This window comes from Lysobacter sp. Root604 (genome assembly GCF_001427505.1).
GTDB lineage: Bacteria > Pseudomonadota > Gammaproteobacteria > Xanthomonadales > Xanthomonadaceae > Lysobacter.
Window position 1 is genome coordinate 81,414 of the sequence record NZ_LMGS01000011.1, and the last position, 16,640, is coordinate 98,053.

General features: G+C 68.4%; 14 protein-coding genes. 5 read left to right on the plus strand and 9 right to left on the minus strand.

Translation table 11 applies throughout. From position 1 onward, the window contains the following. Positions 1-44 precede the first annotated feature (44 nt). Genes ASD69_RS17675 through ASD69_RS17700 form a run of 6 tightly spaced genes read right to left on the minus strand, consistent with a single transcriptional unit; the run spans position 45 to position 7,261 of the window. Positions 45-470 (minus strand): type IV pilin protein, encoded by a 426-nt coding sequence (locus ASD69_RS17675; RefSeq protein ID WP_056181457.1) that lies wholly within the window; start codon positions 468-470, stop codon positions 45-47. An 11-nt stretch (positions 471-481) separates the two neighbouring features. Beyond that, positions 482-4,306: a PilC/PilY family type IV pilus protein gene (locus ASD69_RS17680; RefSeq protein WP_056181460.1), complete on the minus strand. Its 3,825-nt coding sequence runs from the start codon at positions 4,304-4,306 to the stop codon at positions 482-484. A gap of 10 nt (positions 4,307-4,316) precedes the next feature. Next, the gene (locus ASD69_RS17685; RefSeq protein ID WP_056181463.1) at positions 4,317-4,844 is read right to left on the minus strand and encodes a PilX N-terminal domain-containing pilus assembly protein; all 528 of its coding nucleotides are present in this window, start codon (positions 4,842-4,844) and stop codon (positions 4,317-4,319) included. Between the two features lie 10 nt (positions 4,845-4,854). Then, entirely contained in the window at positions 4,855-6,126 is a 1,272-nt protein-coding gene (locus tag ASD69_RS17690) for a PilW family protein (RefSeq protein WP_056181465.1), read from the minus strand. Next, positions 6,123-6,602: a type IV pilus modification protein PilV gene (pilV, locus tag ASD69_RS17695; RefSeq protein WP_056181468.1), complete on the minus strand. Its 480-nt coding sequence runs from the start codon at positions 6,600-6,602 to the stop codon at positions 6,123-6,125. Before pilV ends, ASD69_RS17690 begins: the two co-directional genes overlap by 4 nt. Next, positions 6,599-7,261, minus strand: a complete 663-nt coding sequence (locus tag ASD69_RS17700; protein WP_082576607.1) for a GspH/FimT family pseudopilin — start codon at positions 7,259-7,261, stop codon at positions 6,599-6,601. The genes pilV and ASD69_RS17700 overlap by 4 nt, the downstream gene beginning before the upstream one ends. A 424-nt stretch (positions 7,262-7,685) precedes the next feature. Between ASD69_RS17700 and ASD69_RS17705 the strand changes: the two genes are divergently transcribed. Continuing rightward, positions 7,686-10,412, plus strand: a complete 2,727-nt coding sequence (locus ASD69_RS17705; protein ID WP_056181474.1) for a pitrilysin family protein — start codon at positions 7,686-7,688, stop codon at positions 10,410-10,412. A 158-nt stretch (positions 10,413-10,570) separates the two neighbouring features. Here the strand turns inward: ASD69_RS17705 and ybeY are convergent, their stop codons facing one another. The 3 genes from ybeY to ASD69_RS17720 form a co-directional block, all read right to left on the minus strand. Then, positions 10,571-11,053: an rRNA maturation RNase YbeY gene (gene ybeY / locus ASD69_RS17710; protein WP_056181476.1), complete on the minus strand. Its 483-nt coding sequence runs from the start codon at positions 11,051-11,053 to the stop codon at positions 10,571-10,573. Between the two features lie 28 nt (positions 11,054-11,081). Then, positions 11,082-12,068 carry a PhoH family protein gene (locus ASD69_RS17715; protein ID WP_056181478.1) on the minus strand — a complete coding sequence of 329 codons (987 nt, stop codon included), beginning with the start codon at positions 12,066-12,068 and terminating at the stop codon, positions 11,082-11,084. Between the two features lie 100 nt (positions 12,069-12,168). Continuing rightward, positions 12,169-12,402, minus strand: coding sequence for a hypothetical protein (locus ASD69_RS17720; RefSeq protein ID WP_056181481.1), 234 nt, complete (start codon positions 12,400-12,402; stop codon positions 12,169-12,171). 333 nt (positions 12,403-12,735) lie between these two features. Between ASD69_RS17720 and ASD69_RS17725 the strand changes: the two genes are divergently transcribed. From ASD69_RS17725 to ASD69_RS17740, 4 genes are read left to right on the plus strand one after another with little or no spacing between them, the layout of a single operon-like run. Next, a complete protein-coding gene (locus ASD69_RS17725; RefSeq protein ID WP_056181483.1) occupies positions 12,736-13,416 on the plus strand; it encodes a TetR/AcrR family transcriptional regulator in 681 nt (226 codons plus the stop codon). 35 nt (positions 13,417-13,451) lie between these two features. Continuing rightward, positions 13,452-14,474: an HlyD family efflux transporter periplasmic adaptor subunit gene (locus ASD69_RS17730; protein ID WP_056181486.1), complete on the plus strand. Its 1,023-nt coding sequence runs from the start codon at positions 13,452-13,454 to the stop codon at positions 14,472-14,474. A 59-nt stretch (positions 14,475-14,533) separates the two neighbouring features. Beyond that, a complete protein-coding gene (locus ASD69_RS17735; RefSeq protein ID WP_056181939.1) occupies positions 14,534-15,469 on the plus strand; it encodes an ABC transporter ATP-binding protein in 936 nt (311 codons plus the stop codon). Next, positions 15,466-16,581 (plus strand): ABC transporter permease, encoded by a 1,116-nt coding sequence (locus tag ASD69_RS17740; protein WP_056181489.1) that lies wholly within the window; start codon positions 15,466-15,468, stop codon positions 16,579-16,581. Before ASD69_RS17735 ends, ASD69_RS17740 begins: the two co-directional genes overlap by 4 nt. Positions 16,582-16,640 lie beyond the last annotated feature (59 nt).

Consider the following 16,640-nt stretch of genomic DNA (forward strand, 5'->3'; position numbering starts at 1 on the left):
GCAGCAGCAGCGCCGGCCTTGGGCCGACGCCGCCGCGCGCGTCTTCACTTCCAGCAATAGTCCGAGGACTTCGCAGTCTTCTTGCCGGTCGCGTCCACACTCATGGTGCCGCACTTGTCCTGGCTTTGGTCGGAGCCGCTGGCAGGCGTAGCGGTGACGGTGTAGCTGCGCGTGTCGGCCTGCAGGCTCAAGCTGTAATAGGCGGTTCCGGTGCTGCGCGGCGACTGGTCGAAGCCGGCGATCTCCTTCAGCGTCTTGCCCGTGTACTTGCCGTTGACCGTGTAGTAGCGCTCCATCGCCTGTGCGGCCTCGGCCAAGTCGGCCTGGGCCTGGCCGCGCCGGCTCTTGCGCACGCTGTCCTGATACGTCGGAACAGCGATAGCGACGAGGATGCCGATCACCGCCACCACGATCATCAATTCGATAAGCGTGAAGCCTGCGTTGCGTTGTAGCGGGGCATGGAGAGTCATTGTCGCGCTCCTCATCGGATCTGGCGCCAGGACAGACGTCCGCAGGGACGCAGCATGTACAGCGACGGAGCGCCCGGGGCTTGGAGAATGACCGAGCATTGCGTCGGCGGCGGCTTGTCGTCGCCGGGGGCCACGGCGGGATCGCTGTTGCTGGTCAGGAAGGTCGCCAGTTCCTTGGCCGCGCCCGAACCGCCGGTGTCGGTCTTCATCGCCGCGGTGCCCTCGGGCGGCGCAGTGCCATCGATGGACTGCATGCGGGTGTCCTGCAGGCGTGCGGCGCCGCTCAAGGCGTCCAGCCCGTACAGATAGTTGTCGCCGCCCAAGGCGCAACCGACTCCGCCGATATCGGTATTGGGCGTGTAGGTAAGGAAGAACAGGATGCCGTTCTGCAGCCTCGGGTAGCCGAGGAAGCGTTCGCCCCTGGCGACCGTGGTGCCGTCGCCGTTCGCGTCCAGTCCGAGGTCCAGGTACCAGCCGCGCGTATTCAAGCCGCCGATGGTGCGGCTGGCGCTGCGCATGCCGCCCGTTTCGGAGCGGATGAACTGCTGTTGCAGCGCGCCGCGGCCGGAGACCGCGACGCCGCTGTCGAGGATGCCGTACACGGTCTGCATCGATGTGTCGGTTGCATCGGCGGTGAAGGAGTAGCTACCGGTGCCGAAGAACACCATCGCGCCGGAGCCGGCTGCGCTGACTTCCAGGCCGCCGATGATGGGCTGGCGCTTGTTGGCGCGGTCGCGCGCCGTGTAGAGCGGCTTGCCGCCCAGGGCCAGGCTGTAGTCGCGCAGATCGAATTTCCACACGCTGCCGTGCTGGTCGGCGGCGTAGACGGTGTCGACCAGGCCGTCGCGGCCGCGGTTCTTGCTGCGGCCTTGCCATTGGTCGATCGCGACCAGGTTGCCCAGGCCGTTGCTGGCGGTGACTTCGGCTTCGCTGGCCTCGATGCTGGTGACGGCGCCGGTGGACATATCGACCACCAGCAGGGCGGCCTTGCCGCGCGTGCTGTTGTAGCCGTTGCCCAGGATCGCCTTCCATTTCACGCCGCTGGCGTCGGCCACCGGCACCACGACCGGGCGGCCGAGCACGTAGCCCAGCCGGTTCTGGATTGGGACGCCCGTGCTGTCGTTGGCGGTGACCTTGTCGCTGAGCTCCCACATGACGGCCGGCGAGCTGCTTTGCGCGGTGACATCCAGGGCGAACACGTTCTTACCGCCGGCGCCGGACGAGGCGACCAGCGCGGTCTTCCAACTGCCGTCGTAGACGTCGGAGACCACGACCGGCCCGTCGACGTAGTAGCGGTGCTGATGCAACTGCGCGGTACGGCTGCGATCGAACGGGAACAGCAGGTTGCCCATGTGCCCCAACGAGGTAGTGGGGATGTAGGCGAAGGTCTCGCTGCCGGTGTCGCCATTGAAGGCGTGCAGCATGCCGTCGTTGGCGCCGGCGTAAACCATGCTGGTCTGGGTGGCGTATTTGCTCTTCAAGTACGCCGCGTAGTTGAGTTCGTCGTACTTGCCATTGGTGTACAGGTTGCCGTGCCCGTAGTCGTCGCCGCGCGCGGAAATGACCACATCGGAATTGACGATGTCGCCGAGCAGGGTGGTGCGCCTGCGCAAGCGCAGGTTAGTTCTGTCGGCATCGCCTTCCAGCGTACGGTCGCCGCGCAGGTACTGGATCATCTGGGCCGAACTGGGATATGTGGCGAGTAGGGGCAACGCCGTGGCCGGCGCCCGCAACTGGTCGTACAGGCCCTTGCAGGGCGACAACGCGTCCGCGCACAGCTCGTTGTAGGTCTCCAACCCGGTGCCGGTGAACGCCGCCGGAAGGAAGGCTTCGACCTTGGGTTTGACGGTGCCGTTGGCGCGTGCGAACCGGATCGCGCGGGAGCCCGATCTGCCGACCAACTGAGTTTCCGCGCGCCACTTCTCGGTGAGCGTGGCGCTCTTGGTCGTGGTGTCGAAGCCCACGGTGGAGGCGATCAGGCGGCCGTACCAGTCCGTGCCGTTATTGGTCGCGGCGTAGTTGGGTTGCACGCTGAGGCTGCCGCTGCCGAGGCGGGTGCCGGTGGAGCCGATGTTGGCCGACGGCGACGCCGCGTTGCCCACGCTGGACAGCACTTCCCGCATGGCCTGGGTGATCTGGTCTGGGCTGCTGACGTTGAACATGCGGCCGCGGCCGTTGATGGTGGCGTGCCAGAGTTCATCGATCACCTCGCCCGTGTCCACCGTACGCGGGTGCACCGCGCTCCAGGGCGGAGGGAAGGTGTAAGGATCGCGGGTGGAGTCGGCGTTCTGCCCATAGATCTTGCCGACCGCACCCAGCGTGATGCCGTAGAAGTTCATGTGCAGATTGCGCTGGCAATCGACCGACGGGTTGGCGGCGGCATTGGCGCAGGCTTCGTCGGCCACCGGCACGCGACCTTGCAGCGTGGCGAAGGCCCCATCTGTGCGCAGCGGCGTGCCGTTGCCCGAGTAGTACGCGGTGGCGATGTCGGCGATCGTGTCGGCATGAATGTCGGCGAACGGCGCACCGAGGGCGCCGTCGGTGTTGCCGTAGCCGATCGGGCCGGTGTTGGCGTTGGTGTAGCCGTCGGTGAACAGCACGCCGATATTCTTCTGGCAGGCGCTGATCACCGGCACTTCACTGCCGCCGACGCGGCGGAACTGTTCGCCCAGGTACGCGACCGCGTCGCGGTTTGGGGTGCCGCCATTGGGGACCAGGGCGTTGAAGTTGTCCGTGTACAGGGCGAGCCGACCCGCGGTGGTCGAGGTGTCGTGCATGGTGACGTCGTTACGGCCGTTGATCGTGAAGTAGCCGACGCGCAGGTCGCGTATGCCGTCCATTGAGTCGCGCATGGCGCCTATCGTCGACAGCAGGCGGTTGCGGCGGTACTGGAACCAGTTGGCGAAATTCTGCATCGCCGCCGTGTATTGGGCGGTCGTGGAGAAATTGGCGGACCGGATTTCGTAACGGTAGAGCGTGTTGTTCGGCACATTCAGCGCGGTGACCGCGGTGACCTTGGCGGGAAGGTAGCCGTAGCCGACGGGTAGGTCGACGCCTGCTACCGGTGTGGCCGTCATCAGGTAGAAGGTCGGGACATAGTAGGAGACGCCGAGCATGCACTCGCCCACGATGCGGAAGTCCTTGGTCACGTTCTGCCAGGTGCCACCGGTATTGACCGCGAAGTTGGGGGTGCCGTCTCGGACCGCGATGCATTGCGTGTTCGGCGCGGTGCGAACGACGGCGCCGGCCGGCACCGTCATGTTGTTGAGCATGAGGAAGCCCTCGCCGGCGACCTGGCGGTTGACCTCGAGGTTGTAGCTGACCGCATTGCCCGTGTTGCCGGCGCGTGGATCCGCGCGCGTATCGGTGATGGTGGCGTTCGCCCAACGCACGCCGTCCGATCCGATCCAGGGGTCGTAGCGCACGGTCGGGTTGAAGTACTCCCGGTTGAAGGCGGGCCAGCGGAACAGCCCCATGCTGTCGAACGGCGGCGGCGCGCCCGCAGGAAATGCGGCGTTATAGCCGCTGTGCGGAAACAGGAACAGATAGCAGTTGTTATTGCTCGCGCAAGCGGCAGCCGTGGTGCCGCCAAACGCGCGACTGGCCGGTATCCAGGCCGATTCGCCATCGCGGATGCCGGCCAGCATGACCTCGAACATCATCGAGTTCGAATCGTCGACCGCCATGATCAGCGCGGGCTTGATCGTGGCTTGCGCGTTCATCGGCGCCTGAGCGAGTTCGCCCACACCCTGGTCGGCGACGGAAGGGGCCCAGCGGGCCAACCCGGTGAGTGCCAGGACCAGCGCGATGGAAATCAGTGGAGTGCGGGATGCCATCGTATGGGCCTCAGGGAATGAAGACGGTGTCGAGCACCGCATCTGAACTGGCGTTGTCGTCGCGGTCGGTGGCGTAGGCGGTGATCTGGAACACCAGGTTGGGCTCCTTGTTCAGCACTTCGCCCTGCTTGAGCGAGCTGTAGCCGCTGATGCACTGGTCGATGCGACGGGTAATGCTGGCGCGGCCGCCGGTGGGCGGGGCGGAGAAGTTCTTGTCGGCGGCCCAGTCGCTGGGCGAATACGTCTTCTGGCAGTAAGGCTCGTCCACCGCGATCAGTTCCGCGCCCTGACTGTCGAGTTGCCGGTCCAGGTCGTTCTCGCGCTGGCGCACGCTGGCTTCGGCGTTCTCCAACGCTTGTTGGGTGGCGCGATAGTTGGACGACATGCGCTCCTGCAGCCCGGTGACCTGGACCGCGGTGACCCCGATCAGCGACAGCAGGATCAGCAGGATCAGGGCGACGTACAAAGACGAGCCGCGTTGGTGCGTGCGGCTGCGCGGCAGGCTGCGGCGTGCGGGGCGGGCGGCGATCGGGGTCATCGGCAGGTTCTCAGTTGCCGAACAGGCGGTTGCGCAAGGCGACGTTGGTTTCGTAGACGCCGCGGTAGCGCTGGTCGTCCGGCGCGCCGACCTTGACGCCGAGCACCGACGGCGCCTCGCTGCGTTGGGCCGCCATCGCGGGGTCGTTGCTGCGGATCATCATTCCCAGCTTCAGGCTGCCCACGCGCTGCCAGCCTTCGCGGCCGGTGGCGTTGGGCAGGATGTCGCTGGCGGTGACCTGGGCGTCGATGTAGCCGCTGGGCACGCCGGCCGGGGTCTGCTTGGCGCTGTTGTCCTGCCCGTACAGCAGCTGCAGCGTTTCCACGCCGGGGACCAGTTCCTCGATGTCGCGCTGGATCGCGTTGGCGCCCGGCGCGGCGGTGAAGCGCATCCGGTACAGGGCCGGCGTCGCTTCGGTGCCGCTGACGCCGACGTAGTAGGCCAGGCTGTCCGCGCGGTAGACGCGGATCTGCATGAGCGTGGGGTCGATGCTGTCGCGCAGATTGAATGCGCTGCGGTTGAGTTCGGACTTGCCGCCGCCGGCGATCACGGTCAGGGTCACGTTCGCGCCGCCGCCGGGCTCCCTCACGCTGTCGACGTGGAAGGTGGTGGCGCCGCGGCAATCGGCGATCGCCAGCAGACCGGGCTGAACGCCGTTGCGCTTCATCGACGCCCAACCGGTGCCGTCGACGAGGATGGTCGCTTCGCTGCCGTCGGCCGAGACGGTCAGGCTGCTGACCTGTGCGCTTTCCGCCGACAGGCTGCGGATCAGCACCAGGTCGCTGCCCTTGACCGGTGCCGGCTCACCGGCGCCGGTGCGCAGCAAGCTCGGCAGGGCCTCGGTCCAATCGCCGTCGGGAGCGCCCGCCACCGGCGTTGCGCCCAGGCTCAGCGTGTCGCCGGGGCCGGTCCCTTTGGCTTCGTAGCCGCGCAGCGCGAAATCGAAGCGCAGTGCGTTGGTGTAGGTGCGTGCCGGCAGCGATTCGAAGTTGGCGCGGTCGGTCAGGAACAGCTGGCCGAAGCTGGGCAAGCTGGACATGAGATGCGATTGGTCGTTGACGCAGCCCATGTGGCCGACCATGCGGGCATCGCGCTGCAGGTACTCGACCGCGAAGCGTCCGCCCTCCTGCGCACGCGCCATGCCCTGTGCCATCACATAGGAGGCGCGCGAAGCGGCGAACACCTGCACCAGGCCGAACACCAGCACGATGCTGAGGGTGACGGCGATCATCAGTTCGACCAGGGACAGGCCGGTCTGGAGGTGGCGTGGGGCGCGCGTCATAGGTCGCTGCTCACGCTGAAACGAGTGCCGCTGTCGTCGCTGCGCCAGCGCTTGGCGTCGCCCCAATCCAGGGTCACGGTGACCCGGCTGATGCGGTTCACCACATTGATGGTTACCTGGGCGGTCGCGTCCTCGCCCAGCGCATACAACAGACGACAGGCGAATTCCTTCTTCTGCTCCTTGGAGCCGGTGGCGCCGGCCGCGGTGCAGCCGCGCTTGTCGGCGTCGGCGGCCTTGATCGTGCCCGCGTAGTTGATCGCGTTGAAACGGTTGGAACGGATGCTGTCCATCAGTTCGTAGGACAGGTTGGTCGCCACGGTGCGGGTGTTGGCGCTCTGGGTCAGGCGCAGGTTGGTCACCTGCAGCATGGCCAGCCCGAGCAGGCCGAAGCCGAGCACGAGCAGGCTGATGAGTACCTCGATCAGGCTGAAGCCGGCGCTGCGCTTGCGGGCGCCGAGCGTGCATAGGGTGTTCATGGGCAGGTCTCCTTGCTGACGCTGGCCTGGCCGATCGCGCCCACGCTGATGCTGCGTACCTGGTACTGGCCCGGCGTGCAGGGATCGGGCTGCAGGCGCAGGCTGCGCGGGGTAGTGGAGGTGGAGCGGCCTTGATGGTCGAAGGCGATCAGGTCGACGTTGTTGGCGCTGATCGCGATGTTGCCGCTGGGCTCCAGGGTGCGGCGCACTTCCGCCGCATCGAAAGTCTGGTCGCGATCGTCGTCGGTCCAGACCAGCAGGCCGGCGTTCCAATCCTTGCCGCAACTGGTGCCGTCGGCGCCGCGCGGGCAGACCGTGGAGCCGGACTTGGCGCGCAGCGCCTCGTTGCGGGCGTAGGCCAGGGTGGCCAGGGTCAGGTTGGTGGTCGAGGCCAGGCGGTTGGCGCGCAGGGACTCGATGAAGCTGGGAAAGGCCAGGCCCATCAGCACCGCGATGATGGTCAGGACCACCAGTAGCTCCATCAGGCTGAAGCCAGCGCAGGCCGTGGGCGCGCGGCGTGAGGCGGAGGGCTTGCTTATAAAGCTGCGGCGCCAGGCACCATTTTCGTGGGCGTCCTGGCGATTATCTTCTTCTCTGGCCGTCTGGATTATTGCGGGCCGTTGCTGCGTCGAGGCGGATATTGCGTTCGGCGTCGCCATGAATATTCGCGCTGCGATGTGGGTGGCGCGTGGATGCTAGCAATGGCGGGCGTTTATTTACTTGCGAAGGCCGATGGGCGGTATGGAATATCCGCTTCGACGGGGTGTGTATTTGGTGTGTTGTTTTTATGTTTGAGTATGTTCTGTGCCGATTGGTTCTGTTTGTAATGATTAATTGCGGGTAAGTTTGTTTATTTATCGACATTCAGTCACGCGATTAGCATTTGTTTGGTGCGCATCTGCACCCGCCGCACGGCTCCGCCCGCAGCCGTGCGGGCCGCTCACCCCTGCCCTTCGGCCCAGGCCGGCGGTGCGTGGGCGGTGTTAGCGTGCGCTCGGGGGCCACGTGGGCGGATCGCAGCGCGACGGCGCGGGCGAGGCTGCGCGGGCTCTCCGCCTCCGTTCCCAGACACCGGTACCGACCATGCGCCGAGCCCTAGCCCTGCTGTTGCTGACCGCCGCGTTCGCGGCCGCCCAGGCGGCGGCACCCACCGTGCCCGACGTCGAAAGCCTGCGCATCAAGCACGAGCGCATCGTCCTGCCCAACGGCCTGACCGTGCTGGTGCACGAGGATCACAGCGTGCCGCTGGTCGCGGTCAACGTCTGGTACCACGTCGGTTCGCGCGACGAGCGCCGCGGCCGCACCGGCTTCGCCCATCTGTTCGAGCACTTCTTCTTCAACGGCAGCCAGAACTATCCGCACGGCTTCCGCGAGGCGATGGACGATCTGGGCGCGAACAATCGCAACGGCACCACCAACACCGACCGCACCAACTTCTTCGAGGATGTGCCGGTCTCGGGCCTGGAGCGTACCTTGTACCTGGAGGCCGACCGCATGGGCTTCCTGGCCGGCAACATCAACCAGGACATGCTCGAGCGCGAGCGCGGGGTGGTCCAGAACGAGAAGCGCCAGGGCGAGAACCAGCCCTATGGGCGGGTGTTCGACCGCATGGTGCAGTTGATCTATCCGTACTCGCATCCCTACAGCTGGCCGACCATCGGCAGCATGGAGGACCTGCAGGCGGCCAAGCTAGACGACATCAAACAGTGGTACGCGACCTATTACGGCCCCAACAACGCCGTGCTCGCCCTGGCCGGCGACATCACCGTCGAACAGGCGCGCACGCTGGCGACCAAGTACTTCGGCGCGATTCCGCCGGGCCCGCCGCTGTCGCGCGTGCAAGCCTGGGTGCCGACGCTGGAGCAGGACCTGCGCGACAGCGTGCAGGACCGCGTGCCGCAGCACCGCATCTACCGCGCCTGGCACCTGCCGCCGATGGGCGAGCGCCAGACCCATGCGATGGAGCTGTTCGCCAGCGTGCTGGCCGGCAGCGAAAGCGCGCCCTTGAACCGGCACCTGGTGTTCGAGCGCAAGCTCGCCACGGACGTGTCGGCCTCGGTGTGGGACAAGCAACTGACCAGCACCTTCATCGTCAGCGTCGACGTCAAGCCAGGCGTGGATCCGGCCGAGGCCGAGCGCGAGCTGGATGCCGTGCTCGCGCGCCTGATCGCGCAGGGCCCGGCCGCGCCGGACCTGCAGCGCGCGCGCAGCCGCTACCTGGCCGAGTTCGCGCGCAACAGCCAGCGCCTGGGCGGCTTCGGCGGGCGTTCCGACGTGCTGGCCGAAAGCGCGACCTACTTCGGCGACCCCGAGGCCTATCTGCGCCGGCTGCGCGATCTGTCCGCGCTGAGCGCGAAGGAAGTGCAGGCGACCGCGCGCGAATGGCTGGGCCGGCACCATGCCACCTTGACCGTGGCGCCGATGCCCGAGCTCAGCGCGGGCCGCGACGAGTTCGATCGCAAGCTGCTGCCCGCGCTGGGCGCGCCGCCGCAGGTCGATTTTCCCAAGCTGCAGCGCACGACCCTGTCCAACGGCCTCAAGGTGATGCTGCTGGAGCGTCACTCCGCGCCGCTGGTGAGCGTGGCGCTGGCGGTGGACGCCGGCGTCGGCGCCGATCCCGCCGATGCGCCGGGCACCTCGCGCTTCGCCCTGGATCTGTTGCTCAAGGGCACGGCCACGCGCGATGCCTTCCGCCTGGCCGACGAGCGCGACGCGCTGGGTGCGACCTTGAACGTCGGCAATTCGCTGGACCAGTCGCTGGTCTACCTGACCGCGCTGCGCCCGAACCTGGGCGGATCGCTGGATCTGCTGGCCGACGTCGCGCGCAATCCGGCCTTCCCCGAGGACATGGTCGAGATCCAGCGCAAGCAACAGCTGGCCGCGATCGAGCAGCAACGTGCCAGCCCCACCGGTGCCGCCACCCGCACCTTGCCGCCGCTGCTGTATGGCCCCGGTCATGCCTACGGCAACGCCGGCGGCAGCCTCGGCCAGGAAGCGACGATCGCGGCGCTGCCGCGCTCGGCGCTGCAGGCCTGGCATGCGCGCTGGTTCGTGCCCGGCAATGCCACCCTGATCGTCGCCGGCGACGTCACCCTGGATGCGCTCAAGCCCGAACTGGAACGCGCCTTCGGCAATTGGCAGGGCGGCGCCGCGCCGAGCAAGCGACTGAGCGCGCCGACCTCGCCGGGTCGCGGCAAGGTGGTGCTGATCGATCGGCCGGACGCGCCGCAGTCGGTGATCCTGGCCGCGCATCTGGGGCCGACCGGCGCAGGCGATGACGATCTGGCGCTGGAAACGGTGATGCGCAACTTCGGCGGCATGGCCACTTCGCGCCTCAACCGCAACCTGCGCCTGGAGAAGCATTGGTCCTACGGCACCTCGGGCGGCGTGTCCGGCGCGCGCGGTCCGCGCGCCTTCACGGTGATCGCGCCGGTGCAGACCGACAAGACCAAGGAGTCCATGGTCGAGGTGCTCAAGGAGATTCGCGGCGTCGCCGGTGCGCGGCCGCTGGTGGGCGAGGAGTACGACAGCATCATGCGCAGCCAGGTCGCGCGTTTGCCGGGCCGCTTCGAGACCCTGGACTCGCTGGTCGCCGCGGCCAGCGATGTCGCCAACACCGGTCGCGCGCCGGAGTACTACTACGACTACGCCCAGCGCCTGCGCGCGCTGGATGCCGACGCGCTGGCGCGCGCGGGCAAGACGGTCAAGCCCGACGAGCTGGTGTGGATCGTGGTCGGCGACCTCAAGAAGATCGAGGCCGGCGTGCGCGAATTGAACTACGGCGAGGTGGTGAAGGCGCAGGCGGAGTAAGCGCGAGAGGCGTGACGCCGGCTTGCGGCGTCACCCTCGTTCCAGCGACAGGCCGGCACGGTCCCGGCCTATCGTGCGGCGGCCATGGGCGCCGCGCGTATCGCGCAATTCGTCGTTGCCGGATCGAGCGCGATAGCGATGCGGCGCGCCGCTGCGGCTCAATCTTCCAGGTAGGGATCCGCGATCCCCAGCCCCGCCAGGATCTCGCGTTCCAGTTGCTCCATGCACTCGGCCTCGCGCTCGTCCTCGTGGTCCCAGCCCAGCAGGTGCAGGGCACCGTGGACGGTGAGGTGGGCGTAGTGCGCGGCCAGCGCCTTCTTCTGCTCGCGCGCCTCGCGCGCGACCACCGGGGCGCAGATCACCAGATCGCCCAGCAGCGGGAACTTGACGCCTTTGGGCAGGCCCTCGGGCACTTCGGCCGGGAAGCTGAGCACGTTGGTGGCGTAGTCGCGGCCGCGGTAGTGGCGGTTGAGCGCGCGGCCTTCCTTGCTGCCGACGATGCGGATCGCCAGGTCGGCTTCGCGGATACGGCTGTCGAGCGCGGCCGCGACCCAGCGACGGAAACTCACCGCGGCCGGAATACCGGTGCGCGGGACCGCGTAGCTGATCGCGACATCGAGACGGACGGGGCCTTGGGTCATCGGCGTGTCGGAATGGGAATAGGGCGGGTCAGGCGGACGGGCCGGTGTGGGCGTCCTGGGCGTCGCGGGCTTCGTAGGCGGTGACGATGCGCGACACCAGCGGATGGCGGACCACGTCGCGCGCCTCGAAGAAGGTAAAGCTGATGCCGTCGACGTTGCGCAGCACGTCCAGCGCGTCCTTGAGCCCGGACTTCATGTGCTTGGGCAGGTCGATCTGGGTGAGATCGCCAGTGACCACGGCGGTGCTGCCGTAACCGATGCGGGTCAGGAACATCTTCATCTGCTCGATCGTGGTGTTCTGCGCTTCGTCGAGGATCACATAGGCATCGTTAAGCGTGCGTCCGCGCATGTAGGCCAGCGGCGCGATCTCGATCACGTTCTTTTCCAGCAGCTTGACCACCTTCTCCACGCCCAGCATCTCGTACAGGGCGTCGTAGAGCGGGCGCAGGTAGGGGTCGACTTTCTGGGTCAGGTCGCCGGGCAGGAAACCGAGCTTTTCGCCGGCCTCGACCGCGGGGCGGACCAGGATCAGGCGCTGCACGCGCGCTTCGTTCAGCGCTTCGACCGCGCTGGCCACGGCCAGGAAGGTCTTGCCGGTACCGGCCGGGCCGATGCCGAAGTTGATGTCGTGGGTGGCGATCGCGTGCAGGTACTTGGCCTGATTGGCGCCGCGCCCGCGGATGGTGCCGCGCTTGACCCGGATCGCGACTTCCTGCGGTTCGATGTCGTCGTTGACCAGTTGTTCGGCGTCGAACTCGGTCAGGGCGAGGTGGATCGCGCCGTCGTCGAGGGTTTCCTCGGCGGCGTCTTTCCACAGCTGCCGCAGCAGGCGCTCGGCCTTGCCGACCGCGAGCTGCGGGCCGACCACGCGAAACACATTGCCGCGGTTGGCGATTTCCACGCCCAGGCGCAGTTCGATCTGGCGCAGGTGGCCGTCGAAGGGGCCGCTGAGGTTGGCCAGGCGTTCGGTTTCGGCCGGTTCGAGGACGAATTCGGAGGCGGTACGTGCTTGCATCGGGAGCGAATGTCTTCCATGGACCGCGCGCGTCATCGCGCGCCGGTGTATCAGCTTGCGCCCGTCGGCGCGGTTTCGCAAAGCCCGACGGCGACGGTATTCAGTCGCTGTCGCGGTCGCGATGCCGGCGGGCCGCGCGCGCGACCGCGATCGCGCCGGCCAGCACCAGCAGCGCCGAGCCGACCAGCCACAACCAAGTAACGCTGTCGGCGGCGAAGGCGCCGTGTCGGAATGCGCGCATCGCGCCGCGCAGCAGGCCGAGCGCGCCAAGACCCAGGAACCAGAAGCCGACGGCGGCGCGCGAGAGCAGGCTGGGTTGGGAGGTGCTGGGCATGGCGGCGGACGAACCGGAGCGGAGTAGGCCAGAGCTTAGCGAGTGGGGCGCACGCGCGGCTTGCGCGTTCGGGTGAGCCGCTGCGTCGCGGCTCGCGCAGGACGCTCGCATTCGCCGTGCGATGGCGTCGCGGCGCTGTTGGCGATACGCATCGCGGCCCGGCGCACGCAAGGACCTGCGCCGCGCCATGCCTAAGGGGCCCGCCCGAGGCCGACCGCGACGGCCAGGCCGCCGCCACCGCGCCTGCGCGCGCGGGTCCCTGGGCTGGGCCCGCTCCGACCGCTCGTCGGCTCGCGCTTGCCAACTAATTAATCATTGAATTAAATATTACCCATGAGCACCGACCAGCCTCCGAACCCGCGCCGTCCGCGCAAGACCCCCGCCACCCGCCGCGCCCCCGGGCGACCGGTCGCCGACGGCCCCGACTTGCGTTCGCGCCTGCTGGACGCGGCCATCGCCTGCTACACCCGCCAGGGCATCGCGGCCACCGCGCTGCGCAGCATCGCGGTCGAGGCGGGGGTGAATCCAGCCCTGCTGCACTACTACTTCGGCGACAAGGAGCAGTTGCAGGCGGCGGTGATCCAGGAGCGGGTGATGCCGGCGATCGCGACGCTGAGCGGTCACCTGCGCACCGCCGGCGACGACACCGCGCGTCTGATCGCGGCCTTCGTGCGCGGCGTCGGCGAGACCGTGGCCGAACACCCCTGGTTTCCCTCGTTGTGGGTACGAGAAGTGCTGTGCGAGGGCGGGGCCTTGCGCGACCTGTTGGTCCACCAGATCGGCCCGCAGCTGCCGCAGATGATGGCGCAGCGCTTCGCCCAGGCGCAGCGCGACGGCCAGCTCAACCCCGATCTGGACCCGCGCTTCCTGGTGGTGTCGCTGGTCGGCCTGACCTTGTTCCCGATCGCCGGCGCGCCGGTCTGGCAGCGCGTGTTCGGGGTCGAGACCTTCGACAGCGCGGCCCTGCACGAACACACCATCGCCTTGCTCGATCGCGGCCTGGGCTGCGGCTGAGCGCATCGACACCCGAGGTTTTCCGGAGCCCTCCGATGAGTCATCCGATCAAGCGCCATTTCCGCTGGGGCGCGCCGCTGTTGCTGGCGCTGGCCGTATCCGCCTGCGGCGACGAAAGTCCGCAGGCGCTGGGTACGCTGGAATGGGACCGCATCACCCTGCCGGCCCCGGCCGCGGAGAAGGTGGTGCGCATCGACGTGCGTGAGGGTCAGCGCGTTGCCGCCGGCGCGCGCTTGCTGCAGCTCGAGCTCAGCCGCACCCAGTCGCAGCTCAATGCGCTGCAGGCGCAGGCGCGCCAGGCCGGCGATGCCCTGGCCGAGCTGCAGGCCGGTCCGCGCAGCGAGGCGATCGCCCAGGCACGCGCCCAGCTGAGCGCGACGCAGGCGCAGGCCGCCGATGCGCGCGCCTACTACGCGCGTCTGCAGCCGTTGGGCCGGCAAAAGCTGGTCGCCGCCTCCGACGTCGATCGCGCTCGTGCCGCCGCCGGCAATGCCGAGGCGCAGGTGCGCGCGGCGCAGGCGGCGCTGCTGGAACTCGAGCGCGGCACCCGCAGCGAGCGGATCGCGCAGGGCGAATCCGCGCTGGCCGCGGCCCAGGCCCAGGCCGCCACCCAACAGGTCAATCTGCAGAAGCTGGACGTGGTCGCGCCGCGTGCCGGTGTGGTCGACAGCCTGCCGTACAAACTGGGCGATCAAGCCCCGGTGGGCGCGCCGCTGGCGGTGATGCTGGTCGGCGCGGCGCCGTACGCGCGTGTCTACGTGCCCGAGCCGATCCGCGCCAACGTGCGCATCGGCCAGGGCGCGCGGGTCTACGTCGACGGCCGCGCACAGGCGTTCGCCGGACGCGTGCGCGCGATCCGCAGCGATCCCAACTTCACGCCCTACTACGCCCTGACCGGTGAGGACGCCGCGCGTCTGAGCTACCTGGCCGAGGTCGAGCTGACCGCGCGCGCCGCCGCCGACCTGCCGGCGGGGCTGCCGGTGCGGGTGGAGTTCGATCCGGCCCGCTCCGAACCGGTGCGCGCCGAACCGAGCCAAGCCAGCGAGCGCCGGCCATGAGCGCCGACGCCGCGACCGCCGCCGCAGGCCAGCACGCCGGTCCGGCCGGCGAGCCGGCGATCCGCGCGCGCGGCCTGAGCAAGCAATTCGGCGCCCTGACCGCGGTGAACCGCGTCGACCTGACCGTGCCGCGCGCGCATGTGTACGGCTTCCTCGGCCCGAACGGTTCGGGCAAGTCGACCACCATCCGTATGCTCTGCGGCCTGCTCACGCCCAGCGCCGGCGACATCGAAGTGCTGGGCCTGCGCATCCCCGAACAGGCCGAGGCGCTGCGCAAGCGGATCGGCTACATGACCCAGAAGTTCTCGCTGTTCGAGGACCTCACCGTGCGCGAGAACCTGGAGTTCCTGGCGGCGGTGCAGGACATCCCGCGTGCGCAGGCGCGCCAGCGCATCGACGAGCTGGTCGAGCAGTACCACTTCCAGGATCGCCAGAAGCAACTGGCCGGCACCATGAGCGGCGGCCAGAAGCAGCGCCTGGCCCTGGCCGGCGCGGTGATCCAGAAACCCGAACTGCTGTTCCTGGACGAACCCACCAGCGCGGTCGATCCGGAGTCGAGGCGCGACTTCTGGGAAAAGTTGTTCGACCTGGCCGACGCCGGCACCACCTTGCTGGTGTCCACCCATTACATGGACGAGGCCGAGCGCTGCCATCGCATCGCCATCCTCGACCGCGGCGTGCTGGTGGCCGACGGCACCCCGTTGGAGCTGACCGGCGAACTCGTCGGACGCACGGTGCAAGTGCTGGCGCCGCAGCCGCGGCGCGCGCAGCAGGCCCTGGTCCAGGTGCCCGGCGTGCTCAGCGTCGCCCAGATCGGCAACAGCCTGCGCGTGCTCGCCGACCGCGACGGCGATACCGCCGCGCGCCTGCGCGAGGTGCTGGCCAAGGCCGGCATCGAGGCGGATGTCGCGCCTTCGCAACCCAACCTCGAGGACGTGTTCGTCTCGGCCACCCGCGGCCGCGAACAGGACGCGACCAAGGAGCGCGCCGCATGAACCTGCGCCGCTTGTTCGCGATCGTGTTGAAGGAACTGCGGCAGATGCGCCGCGACCGGGTCACCCTGGCGATGATCGTCGGCATCCCGGTGATGCAGCTGGTGCTGTTCGGCTACGCGATCAATCTCAACCTGCGCGGCCTGGAAACCGGCGTGGCCGATCAGGCCAACACCGCCGCTTCGCGCGCGTTGGTCATGGATATGGTCGCCACCGGCGTGATCGCTCCGACGGTCGCCGCGCGCACGCCCGAGGAACTGATGCAACGCCTGCGCCGCGGCGAGATCAGCGTGGGCGTGGTGATTCCGCCCGACTTCGAACGTCGCCGCTACGAAGGCCGCGAGGCCGTGCAGGTGCTGGTGGATGGCAGCGACACCACCGTCCAGGCCGCGGCCTCGCAGCTGGCGCAATTGCCCCTGAACTCGACCCCGACCAGCAACGACCGCCCGCTGCGCGCGGGCCCGGGGCAGAGCGGCGGCCAGATCAGCGTGGTCGCGTTCTACAACCCCGAGCGGCGTTCGGCGATCAATATCGTCCCCGGTCTGATCGGCATCATCCTGACCATGACCATGGTGATGTTCACCGCGGTGGCGGTGGTGCGCGAGCGCGAGCGCGGCAACATGGAACTGCTGATCGCCACCCCGCTCAGCCGCAGCGAGCTGATGGTCGGCAAGGTGTTGCCCTACGCCGGCATCGGCCTGATCCAGACCACCCTGGTGCTGCTGCTGGGCCAGTGGCTGTTCGACGTGCCGATCCGCGGCAGCGTGCTGGACGTCTACTGGGCCGCGATCCTGCTGATCGTCGCCAACCTGAGCCTGGGCCTGCTGATTTCGACCCGGGCGCAATCGCAGTTCCAGGCCATGCAGATGGCCTTCTTCGTGTTCCTGCCCTCGATCCTGCTGTCGGGCTTCATGTTCCCGTTCGCGGGCATGCCCAAAGTCGTGCAATGGCTGGCCGAGGCACTGCCGCTGACCCACTTCCTGCGCCTGATTCGCGGGGTGATGCTGCGCGGCGCTCCGCTGTGGGAACTGTGGCCGGACGTGCTGGCGCTGCTGGCCTTCATCGCGGTGATGATGACGCTGGCGATCCTGCGCTTCCGCAAACGCCTGGACTGAGCCGGCCGTGTCGCCAGCAAGCGGACGCCGGCAGGGCGTCCGCTTGCGCTAGTGCGACC